The organism is Pleurocapsa minor HA4230-MV1 (assembly GCA_019359095.1).
Classification (GTDB): domain Bacteria; phylum Cyanobacteriota; class Cyanobacteriia; order Cyanobacteriales; family Xenococcaceae; genus Waterburya; species Waterburya minor.
This window is the reverse complement of record JAHHHZ010000018.1, coordinates 1-12,182: the sequence shown is the minus strand read 5'-3', so window position 1 is coordinate 12,182 and position 12,182 is coordinate 1. Positions and strand designations below refer to the sequence as shown.

The 12,182-nt window shown below is 34.3% G+C and carries 8 protein-coding genes; 3 read left to right on the top strand and 5 right to left on the bottom strand.

All coding sequences use genetic code 11. The features are described 5' to 3' along the window. The first annotated feature begins 606 nt into the window (after positions 1 to 606). From KME09_09160 to KME09_09150, 3 genes are all read left to right on the top strand, one after another. Positions 607 to 849, top strand: coding sequence for a hypothetical protein (locus KME09_09160; protein ID MBW4534094.1), 243 nt, complete (start codon positions 607 to 609; stop codon positions 847 to 849). 276 nt (positions 850 to 1,125) lie between these two features. After that, the gene (locus KME09_09155; GenBank protein ID MBW4534093.1) at positions 1,126 to 4,965 is read left to right on the top strand and encodes a tetratricopeptide repeat protein; all 3,840 of its coding nucleotides are present in this window, start codon (positions 1,126 to 1,128) and stop codon (positions 4,963 to 4,965) included. A 43-nt stretch (positions 4,966 to 5,008) separates the two neighbouring features. Next, positions 5,009 to 5,398, top strand: a complete 390-nt coding sequence (locus tag KME09_09150) for a hypothetical protein (GenBank protein ID MBW4534092.1) — start codon at positions 5,009 to 5,011, stop codon at positions 5,396 to 5,398. Positions 5,399 to 5,506: 108 nt separating this feature from the next. Here KME09_09150 and dnaB read toward each other — a convergent pair whose 3' ends face one another. From dnaB to KME09_09125, 5 genes are all read right to left on the bottom strand, one after another. Continuing rightward, entirely contained in the window at positions 5,507 to 6,814 is a 1,308-nt protein-coding gene (gene dnaB / locus KME09_09145) for a replicative DNA helicase (GenBank protein ID MBW4534091.1), read from the bottom strand. Then, on the bottom strand, positions 6,807 to 7,679 hold the full coding sequence (locus KME09_09140; GenBank protein MBW4534090.1) for a hypothetical protein: 873 nt from the start codon (positions 7,677 to 7,679) through the stop codon (positions 6,807 to 6,809). The genes dnaB and KME09_09140 overlap by 8 nt, the downstream gene beginning before the upstream one ends. Beyond that, the gene (locus KME09_09135) at positions 7,676 to 9,040 is read right to left on the bottom strand and encodes a site-specific integrase (protein ID MBW4534089.1); all 1,365 of its coding nucleotides are present in this window, start codon (positions 9,038 to 9,040) and stop codon (positions 7,676 to 7,678) included. Before KME09_09135 ends, KME09_09140 begins: the two co-directional genes overlap by 4 nt. Before the next feature lie 428 nt (positions 9,041 to 9,468). After that, on the bottom strand, positions 9,469 to 10,932 hold the full coding sequence (locus KME09_09130) for a tyrosine-type recombinase/integrase (GenBank protein ID MBW4534088.1): 1,464 nt from the start codon (positions 10,930 to 10,932) through the stop codon (positions 9,469 to 9,471). Next, entirely contained in the window at positions 10,929 to 12,020 is a 1,092-nt protein-coding gene (locus tag KME09_09125; GenBank protein ID MBW4534087.1) for a site-specific integrase, read from the bottom strand. Before KME09_09125 ends, KME09_09130 begins: the two co-directional genes overlap by 4 nt. Positions 12,021 to 12,182 lie beyond the last annotated feature (162 nt).

Sequence of the window (12,182 nt, the reverse complement as noted above, 5' to 3'; positions counted from 1 at the left end):
TAGGTTTATATAATACACAGCATTTACAACGTTCAACAAAAAGCTTTCTTGCATAGTGTATACTTTCTATAACAAGTTTTAATCGTTGACTCTATTATCTGTGAATAAGCTTAAAAATCATAAAGTCAACCAAAAACTTCTTCTAAAATAATTGATATTACATTTAAAATACACCTTTGCCAATATCGTCAATAGTCCTCTATGGAGTTTCCGCACTTTCTTCAAGCTTGACTAATTTTGTTTCTGGAAAGTCAAATCGTGAACAATCTTATACACACCAATTCAATTACTAAAATAATGATTAATGATGAACTTAAAAAGCAGATTAAAGTTCGCTCTCAAGTAATAGGAAGTATTATTATTGACGGCTTTTTTTTTGTTGTTATGGTTAATAGTAACTGTTCTTCTTGCCGATCTTACAGATACAATTATTACTAAATATAAATTATCTGGTCTTGATGAGAAACTGTTTAGAATATTTCAATGGCTATTTAATGGCTCTACATTTATTGCTGTCTTTAGCTTTTTGGTAATAGATATCTGTACAATAATAATGAAAACAAAACACGAAATTACTCAAACATTAAGAAATAGATAAAGTTTAAAATGCGTGATAATCCTTATAAATTACCTCTTGAATATTCCTTGAGCAAAGCATTAAAAATTTATAAAAATAGGCTTCGTATTTTATCTATATTGGGATTAATATCTCTTTCTTTATGGATGATTTTTGTTTTTATAAAGACTGATGATCCTTTTTTGGTTATTGATATGTTGCAAATTATGTTAATATTGCCGTTTATTGTAAAAAAATCAAAAAAAATAAGAAATAATGAAGAGGAAGAATAAGTATGCTTATCTGCCCCTAAGTCTCCACAATACTAACATCTGATTATTCTATTTTTGTGTATATTTTCTATAATGAGTTATTTGAAATTAAGAGGTATTTTTTCTTTGTTACTTTGAATTTCTGCAAAGATAAAATTTAAAAACTTATTACTCATAAATTGTGTCAACAAATTTAACCTTAATGACAAAGAAATATTGTGAGCATCTCTATCCGTCGAAATTACTCGGTACAATTAAAACAATTAAATTACCTAAATACTGTCCGACATAACAAATATGCCGAAGAATCGTTTAACGATCAATCATTTTGATGATCTGATACAACTTTCCTGGCAGAGAGGAAAAGAAGTTCCTCGTTCTTCCCTTCCTATACCTTTTAAGCATCCTTTTGATGAAAAAGCACTTGATGAGTTGCGCTGGTATTTGGAAGAGTATCTTCGGTTTCCCTATGGAATTGAGCCAGATAAGGCTGCTAAAGTTGAGCAGAAGCTTCAGGATTGGGGACAACAGCTATTTGAATTGGTGTTTCGCAACAGTGAAAAAACGCGACAGTTTTTCCAAGCAGCCACCTATGAAGGATTGGATAACTGCGAACTCAGCATTTCTTCCGAGCGACCAGAAGTTTTGAATCTACCTTGGGAATTACTTTACTCTCCTGACGACAAAAATTTTCTTGCTCCTTCTCTCGCACAGATGTATCGTAGCCTCAATTCTCAATCTGTCCGAGCTGAAATGGAAGAGATAAAAGAAGGGAAACTCAACATTTTACTGGTAATTTCTCGTCCTTATGGAGAACAGGATATCAACTTTAAAACCATTGCTCGTCCTATGCTTTTAGCATTACAACCTATTCAGCAGCAGGTCAACCTTAAAGTATTGCGTCCTCCTAGTTTTGAGGCATTTGAACGAGAGATAAACAATAATAAAGGCTTTTACCACATCGTTCATTTTGATGGACACGGAGACTTTGACTTTAATAGTACAGGATTACAGTATCAATTTGGAGATCTAGCTGGGCAAGGACTCTTAGTATTTGAAGCAGAGGATGGTTCACCGCAAAAAGTTAATGCTGCTCAGATAGCTCAAAATTTAATTGATTGTAACGTGCCAATTTTTGTTTTGAATGCTTGCAAATCTGCCCAAGAGGGAAAAGAAAGTTTTTCTTCTGTGGCAACGCGCTTAGTAGCTTTGGGTGCTAAAGGCGTAGTAGCAATGGGTTATTCGGTTTACGCAGAGGGTGCGAAGCATTTTATTGGACGTTTGTACGAGCAGTTGGTGCAGGGAAATAGTTTAGCTAATGCTGTAGCAGCAGGACGCAGAGAAATGATAAACAAAAAGTTATGTCCTAGTCCCAAAGGAGATTTGCCTTTACAAGACTGGTTAATACCAGTTCTATATCAGCAGGAAAGCTATACACCGTTTCGTAAAGCTAGCAATATTCAAGAAAAAGATTTTACCGACTTAGACCAGTTTTTAGATGAGCCACAACCTAGTAAATTAATAGACTTACCAGAAGAAGAAGCTTACGGTTTTATTGGACGAGATTACGATATCTTGAGGTTAGAACGAGCATTTCGTAAAAATAACTTTGTGCTGTTGCAAGGTATGGGAGGCATAGGAAAAACCCAGTTAGCTTGTGGTTTTGCTCGTTGGCTAGAGGAAACCCAGGGACGTGGTGGACAAATGTTTTATACATCTTTTGAACATGGTGCAGGGCTAAGTCAGGTAATCAATCAGGTAGGAAGAACTGTTTGGGGGGATAAATTTTCCCAGTATTTGTTTGAGAAGCAAACAGCAGCAGTTCAGAAATACCTAAAAGATAAACCTTGTCTGCTGATTTGGGACAATTTTGAGTCTGTAACTGGCTTTCAATCTATTGATAAACCACTATTATCTGCTAAGGAACGTAATGAACTAAAACAATTTCTTAATAACTTACGTAAAGCTAAATCGTGGGTACTAATTGCTAGTCGCCAAGAGGAATTATGGCTTGACTGTAGTTACACCTTAGTAAAATTGGGTGGACTAAATCAACAAGATACAGAAGAATTAGCTAACAGAATTTTGCGAACTGCGGGTATAGATAAAAAAAATCTCCCCAAAGAATATTTAGAATTACTTCATTTGTTAGGAAATCATCCGCTATGTTTGCGAGTAATATTACCTTGTTTAAAAAAACAAACACCATTACAACTAATCGAAGCCTTAAGATTAGGATTAGACGCTTTTTCAGATTTCCCTCATCAAAAAAAAGATAAATCTCTTACAATATCACTAAATTATTCTTTTTCTAAATTATCAAAACGTACTCAAAAACACTTGCCTTTTCTAGCTTTTTTCTCGAAAATAGTTAATGCTCAAATTCTTGATTTTTTTGTATCAAAAGAAGTAGAAATTTGTCAGCCAGCGTATCAAGCTGTTTTCGGAGAGATATTAAATATTGATGATTGGTTTAAAATTTTAAACGAAGCTGTGAATGCAGGAATTTTAGAACGTTACAATGAGGTTGGAACAACAGTTTATAAAATTCATCCCGCTCTTCCTTGGTATTTGCAGCAGAGGCTATTTGAACTTTATAGCGAAGAAAAAATTAATCAACTGCAAACAAAACTATTGTATTTTTATGCAGCTTTGGCGCAAAAGTATGATAAAGAACTTATTAATCAAAGCCAAACGGCTAGCACTTTACTCTTAATCGAAGAACCAAATCTTTTGCTTAATTTACGACTGGCAGAACAGCAACAAGCTTGGGATGAAACTTATGCAATTGTTCGAGCTTTAAGTAATGTATACCTAAGAATAGGCGATAATTCAAAGCGAAATTCTTTGCGCCAAAGGATACTTGGTCAAATCGGCATGAATTCTAAAGAAGTAAAGAAAAAAGGGAAAGATGCTTTTTATACTTGGCTTTGTCTACGTGAAATTGACGGAGCTGAGGGTTTAGATTTATTTGATTTAGAAACAGCAAAACAAATCTATGAGGAACTTCTAGATGAACTTATAAAAGCTAAAAAAAATCCAGAGCTAAAAAATCTTCCTTTAACCCATTTAACTGGGTCAGCTTATTATGGTTTGGGTGGATTAGCACAAAAGCTAAGACAGTTTGACGAAGCAAGTAAATATTATGATCAAGCTATACAAATTGATAAGCAAACAAAAAATTTTCATAGTGCTGCTTCTACTTATAGACAATTAGGTTTACTAGCAATTGAGCAACAACAGCTCAAAAAAGCAAGTGGTTATCTTCAAACTGCTCGGCAAATATTTGAAGATGAAGATGATTTATATGAAATTGCTAATCTCTATCTCAATTTAGGTAATTTAGCGCGCCTGAAGTTAGATTTAGATGAGGCAAGAAAATATTGCGAAGATACTATCCAAATTTGTGAAGATGAAGGGTATCTTCGTATTGCTGCCAGTGCTTATCATAATTTAGGAATAATAGCAGAAGCGGAAGATAAAGATGAGGAAGCGGTACTTTATCTACGACGAGCCTTACAAATTGCTGAAGACTGTAAAGGGTCATATCATGCCGCTCCAACCTATTATCATTTGGGTTTACTGAGTCAAAAACAACGGCACTTTGATGATGCAATTTCTTATTCTCAAAAGGCTCGACAAATATATATAAAGGCAAAAGATCTATATAAATCTTCTTCTCCGTGTGAGAGTTTGGGAATCGTTGCTAGAGAACAGAAACGTTTTAATGACGCTATCACTTATTTTAAAGAAGCCTATGCAATCAAAAAAGATTATGAAGATTACTTGGGGGCATCTATAACTTTAACAGAGTGGGGTGAAACCTTAGCAATACAGAAAAATTGGAATGAAGCTATATCAACTTATATTAAAGCAATAGGCTGGATATGTAGATATTTTAGATTAAACAAAGATGATGTCAATCCCAATATTTGTTATCTGCATAGTTCAAATATCAATGCTTTGGGAAGAATTCTTAAAGTATTGGGAGAAAAAGAGTTTGAGAGGGTTGTGTGTGAGGTAACAAGTACTCAACACTTAAAAATTTTGCGGAAGGATGTTTGGAAGGCTGCTGGACTATCAATTAATAAAAAAAATAGATTTTTTTTAAACAAGATTTTTAGGATATTTAGTTAAAAAGAATAAAGGCAAAATGGAAATACAGTTAACAACAAACGAAATGAAAACAAAGTTCCACCTATTGCAAAATTATCCACCGGCTCAAGAAGCAATCATTGTCTTAGAAAAACATAACGGTAGATTTGACGCTAGTTTTGACCAACTGTGGTCAGAAAAAAACGGTATACAAGATTACGGGGAAGGAAAATCTCTTTGGCAAGTTACGCAAAAGGTACTTCGCCAAGAAGTTTGTGGTGATGAGGGTTTTCGCTCGAAGCTCTCTGATTACAATAAAAATCCTGGTAGTGCTACCTTACTTACAGGAGCAATTGTTTATTTAGTTGGATTAACCACTTTACCAATCAATCCAGCGATCGCTACAATCATTGTCCTGTATATAGTCAAAGTTGGATTGAACATTTTTTGCGAATATACAGAATCAGCAGATTAATTTGACATCTCTAAAGTCAAATTAAGAGATAAAGTTCGGAGTTGGGTATAGCAATTACAGAGTTACTTAATTTAATTGTTTTTATCTGTTCGGAGCTTGTTTCCTGAGTTACATATCGTCAAATCCCCCAAAAGTTGGCTCAAACAACACTTTACAAGTACCAGTACCACCATTACGATTTTTACCAACAATAATCTCCATAATGCCTTTATCTTCGGTATCTGACTTATAGTACTCATCTCGATAAAGCAGCAGTCCTAAATCCATATCCTGCTCAATATCGCCACTGTCTTTAATATCAGCCATAGAAGGGCGTTTGTTACTTTGTCCTTCCACTCCACGGTTAATCTGAGCCAAAACCACAAAAGGAACATTAAAAGTTTTTGCTATGTCCTTACAAGCACCAGAATACTTACCAATAGCTTGTGCGCGATTACCTGCTACTCTATCTCCCAGCTTTTGAATGTAATCCAGTACCACTAAACCTAATTCATCTCTTTCAGACTGAATGCGACGCAGTACAGAGCGTATTCTAGTAGGAGTTAATTCACTGGCTGGAGTATCATCAATAATGATTGGGAGTTCTGCTAAATTACCTAACCCTTCTACTAAAGCATCATATTCCTCTTCATATATCTGATTGTGCATTAATCTCTGTGAATCAATGCTAGTATGCATCGAGAGGAATCTTTTAGTTAACTGTTCTTCGCTCATTTCAGCAGAAAAGAACACCACGGGCTTGTTTTCGTTTCGAGCCACAAAATTAGCTAAATAGCATCCCAACCAACTTTTACCCATACTAGGACGAGCAGCAACTACAATCAAATCCTGTTTGATTAAACCCCCAATCAGAGAATCTAAGTCAGTTAAACCAGTTGGATAAGCAGGAGATGAACCTCGTTCTATCTTGTTAAAGACATTAGCCAGACATTCATTAATGGGTTTTGGATGAAACTTATCTTTTTTGTTCGTGGTTAGGTCAAATATTTTCTCTTCAGCAGCATCAAAAACAGTTTCTAACTTAGCAGTAGTCTCATAACCCAACTCAACTATTTCATGACCGACTCGAACTAATTGACGACGCTGATATTTATTGAGTACCAGTAACGCATAACGGTCGATGTTAACAGCAGAAACAGTGCGATTTAATAGTTGTGATAATTTAGCTTGACCTCCTACTTTATCTAGTAACTTATGGTCAGCAAGCCAAGTCGAAACAGCCATTAAATCAGTAGGTTTATCTTTTTGATACAGTGTTAAAGCAGCCTGATATATCTGTTGATGTGCATCGAAACAAAAAGCGGAGACTGGTAAAATATCGGCTATTTTAGCCATTGCTTCGGGGTCTAATAAAATCCCTCCTAAGATAGCTTCTTCTGCTTCGATATTGCCTAGAAAGTTATTACTATCAGTCATTTTTCTTGTTAAAAATATTGCTTAGTTTCTTGAGTTGATTAGGGTCTACTAATTTCTTCTCTGGTTTATCGGAAACAGTTACTATCTTTTGTTCTGGTTTAGTTGACTGCTGAGTCGTTATTTCAGGCTTAGTCCAACCTTCAGATATAGCCTTATTCAACCAACCACCAGCATTAGGAATATCCTGTTTAGTCAGTTGATATTTGAGTGCTTCAATAGCATCTAAAATTGTTGATTCTGTTGCCGTACCTATTGTTTTAGAAAGAGTAGTATTCAATTCAATTCTTAATTGCTCTAACTCTGACTGAACTTTTTCTGTCATATCGAACTGTGCTGTTTGTTTTTTAGCCGATTTTTCCTTTTCAGTACTGCGAAGCTTTTTATCGATAGGTGTTACCTTCTTCGCTATTTCTTGTTTCCCTAACTTAGCTCTCAAATCTTCATTTTCTTGTTGTAATCTCTCTATCTGTGCTTGAAGATGATGGGCGCGATATACTTGACCAGCTAATGCTTCACACTTTCGCTTCAGTTCTTTATTTTCCTCTTCTATCTTCTTGATTTTCTCCTGAAGACGAGTAATCACTTTACCGCTAGATGTGGAATTAGATTTAGCTACAGGGGAAACGGGTAAAGAGTTTTGCTGACTTCTTAACTCCGCTATATACTGTTTTATCTCTGGATATTTGTAGAGATAACTAACACTAACCTGTGCTTCTCTAGCTATAGTATGAAAGTTGATTTTAGCATGGAGTTTATGTAATCTTTCAATAGCTTGATAGACTCGATTTTTCGCATCTTCTTGTCTTTGTCTTTGGGTTTGCTTGAGATTATTAATTCTCGATTCTTTGGTATCTTGATTGCTCATGCTACCTCCTGCAAAGATGCAATAATCTTGTCTAGTTGGTCGGCTTGAGTTCCAAATTGTTCGACCAAAACATCTTGACCCAATGCCAAAGCTTGAGATTCTTTCCCTCTTAAATCATCGCGAGTTTTGATGTATTGAAGTAATTTTTCTGGTGTAGCGACAAAATTACCACAGGTGTAACAAGCTCTAAATTTATGGCAATCTTGGTCTAGATTTAGTCCACAGTAACCATAGATAGGAGTATTAATATGAGTACCAGATAATTCTAATTTGTGTGCCTGTGGAGTTTCCCAGAAAGATTTAGGAAAAGATTCATAAAGTATGCGATGACCTTCACTATTGACCAATGCTCTTTGAATATGACCTGCTTCTTGTTCTATGAGGTCACAACTAACTTTCGTGTAATAGGTGCTAGTAGTAGCAAAGTTTTTGTGGCCAGCCCAAGCACTAACTACTGCTAAATCGTGTCCTTGCTCGAATAATTGAGTCAAGCGAGTTGTTCTGAGAATTTTAGTTGTAAATTTGGCAGGTTGACCATTTTCGTCGCGGATATCAAGATCTTTAATTAGAGTGCGAATACAAATTAATAAAGGATTGAAACTTCGAGGAGTAACCTTTTTGACTGGTACTATGTTTGGTTGCAGTGAATCATTTTTTGATAATCCATGATAATGACAAAATAAATAATTCCAGTCATCCCCCCACAAATCTTGAATATACTCAAGTTGTTCCTGGACTACTTTGGCAATGGTTCTACTAATTGGAACGGAATGGGAATCGTGATTTTTTTTTCTCTGCCATACTAACTTCCAATGTTCTCCTTCTTGTATCAAACAGTCTTGCTTTAGTAATGCTACTTCTGAAGGACGCATAGCAGCAAAAAAGCAGATAATCCACATTCGAGCAATTGGGTCAGGTAATTTATTTAAATTTTGCTCGATTTGTTTTCTTACTTTCTCTGACAGTGGGTCGGGATTTCCTCTACGTTTTTTAGGATAATCTTCGTCTCTAATGACATCTTGGTCGATTTCAAACCAACCTTTTACCACTCCTATCTGGAAAAAATTTCTCAAAGTACCTATTTTGCGTACTGTAAAAGCTTCTTCTCGAACAAAATAATCAAGCATTAAACTTCGATTAATTTGAGTAAAATTGGTGATATTTTGTTGTTTTAAATAGCGAGAAAAACTCCGAAATTCAGATAGATATAGTTGAATTGAAAAGAAACTACTATTTTTATGACATAAATGCTCGATATATTTTTTAACCTCATGCTTAAACCATTTAGGATTTATACATTCAAAAATAGCACTAGAGTTTGTAATATCTAACGCATCAAAATTAGGATTGATTGCTCTCAAGTCCCATTTATCTGCTTCAAAATTAAAAGGAGTTATAGAAGGAATATTACTGCTTCTTCGACTAATATTATTAAATTTTAAACTTGTAGATTCTGAACATCTTTTCTTACAGGTTTTGCATTGAAATCTTTTTTTACCAGTGCTGCTAGCAATTTCGGTAAAGTATATATTTTTATCTTGACAATAGGGACAGATAAAACCTTCTATTTTATGATTTGTATACCAAATAACACCTTTATTAGTTAAGTCTGATACCGAAGTAATATTTATTATTTGAGGTGTTTTACAATATTTTTTACATCGCGAACATTTAAATATCAAGCTCTTGACTTCACTCTGATTATGTTTTCTTAAAAACTTTATTCCAAAGTTATTGCACGAAGGACAAACAAATTCACCATGATAGTCTTTTCTCCAATTAACTTTTATCATTGGTTTGTCTCTAATCCTTGAATCCTAATTACTAGATTTTGTTTGTCACTAACTAATCCTTTTTGTTGTCTGACCATTCCTACATTCTCAGCTATTTTTAACTCTACTTCTACTCTTTGAAGATCGCCTTTTAGAGCATCTAAATCGTTGCTAGAAGTTAGCCAATGTTCACAACGCCAACAAGCGTTGACCGTTTGACAAGGTGACTTTAATACTGATCGATGGCATTCTCCGTACTGAGTTGTAATTTGATACATCTTTCTTCGCATTAATTCAGTAATCGGATTATTTGGCTTATGAATTGCAACTATTTTTCCTGTACTATCAACATACTTTGTCTCTTTCATTAATTCTTGGTATTCATCTCCTATTACTTGTTTAAGAAGATGTTTATAGTAATTTTGCATATCAGGAGAACGATGTCGAAGATACTTTTGAATAATTAAATCTCTGACACCAGCGTTAGTCATAATAGTAGCTACTGTCTTTCTAAATTGATGTGACCGAAATTTCCAAATTTTCCCTTCTTTAGTGCAAATGCTGTATTTAGTTGCTAGCTTATTTAACTGATTATTAAATGTATTTCTATTCATTACTCTTGGAGTTGGTACATATTTTCCATTATTTCTAATTTCATGACTAGAAAATAGGTTTTTATATTCTCCTTTAAATTGATTTTTAATATATTTTTGCTGCTCTTTAATTACTGCCGTTAATTCTCTACAAATAGGCAATTCATCATTCACTTGATATTTTTCTGTTAAAAATCTTAATCGCCATTTATTATTTCTTTTTCTAAGACAGTCAAAGGGAAGATTAAGTAATTCACCAATTCTTAAACCAGTACCTCTAATTACTAAAACCATTCTCTGTATAGGCTCTGGAAGATAATGAATATTTTCATCTAGCTGTTGCCATATCTCTTCGGGAATATACTCAATTTGGTTATTATTAGGTTTAATTCGTTGACATCTGCCATGAAACCAATAAGTATCGATTTCTAACCATTTTTCTTGACGACATAAATCAAAAAAGCTTTTTAAGGTTACATAGTGACGCTGAATATAGCTTAACGACAATCTAGAGCATTTAAGATGATACTCAAACTCATCAAAAAGGTGATTATTAATTTGATTTTGGTTAGAAACAAATTGCGTTTCAAGAAAATAAGAAAATTTTTTTAGATATACAAGGTGTTGACGAATACAGTCTACTGACAATTTATGCTGACTTCTAATTAGTACATATAATTTAGTTAGTAACTTTAGCCAATCTTGTTTGATTGACTCAAAATTAATAGTTAAATTTCTATTATGACGATTTACTTCTAGTCCTAAGTCTTCAATAGTTCGCCAAACATCTTTCTGTAATAAAGGATTACTTAATAGCTTTTTCGCCTCTACATTTTGAGCAATTAACCATTTATTAGGTTCATGATTCCAATCAAATAAAACACTCATTCTTTTTCCTCTTTTTCAATCACTTCCCATAAATTTGCTTCATCAATTACGTGAGAATAAACATCTAATGTTGTTTGAATACTGGCATGACCTAACAGATATTTAACTCTTTCTGGCGCATAACCAACCTTTAATAACCTTGTGGCGTAGGTATGTCTAAATAAGTGTGGATAGACATGAATACCTGTTTTTTCAGATAATCTTCTAAACATAGTATTCAGTACATAAGGATTCATTGGTTGACCTATGTTCTCACCTTCCCAAATGTTGACAAATACATATCCTGAATCCGTATCTGGATATTCATAGATAAGGTAGTCGTTATACATCTTTAGTAGTTCGGAAACTACAGGAATAGTCCTTTCTTGTCCTTTAGCTCTTGCACCATTGGGATGATTATTTCTTTGCACTACTCGAACATAGTGTTGGTCAAAGTCTCCTATATCGTCATTCATTAACCCTAGAAGTTCGCCTTTGCGTAATCCTGTCCCATTCAGCATCAAAATAATTAGCTTGTCCCTAAGACGGTTACAAGTATCCACAAGAGTTTCTACTTGCTCATCAGTTAAACAGCCAGGAAACTTCTTTTTCTCTTTTAATTTGACTAGCTTTTGTCTTACTAGCTTACTTTTAGCAATGCCAGTAAGTAAGCCTTTGCTACCTGCACGACTAATACCGCGAGGTAGATAAAACCTTTCAAACTGCTTAAAATCTACTGTCTTATTGGCTATGTGATAGTCATAGAAATTAGTCACAGCAGTAATGGCATGATTGACAGTTTTCTCCGACCTAATAGCTGCTACTAGTTGCATAGAAACAACTTTGGTGTCACCTACTCTCAACCAATAAGCAAAGTTTTCCATATCAGACACATTGACTTCACGCCAATCCAAGGATTTATGAGTTAGAAATTCCCACCAGTACTTTAGGTCTTGACCGTAGGACTTCACCGTATTGGGTGATTTGGTAGTACTTAAAAAGGTCAAGTACTGCTGTACGGGAATAACCAATTCATAGTCCTCATTCAGCATTAGCCAAATGATTTGGTTGGTTATGGGGTCAATACCTTTTTGCAGTGTTAACTTCATGTACTTATTATACAGTACTGACTATGTTATATAAACTAATTATTGTAACAAGCTAAAATTATACTGCATAAAAAAAATGTGTCTTTGTTGTTGTTGTTTATTATTAATTTTTTGTATTAAATAAGTGGGAGAAACGATGCAAACTGCCAAAGCTAGATGGAA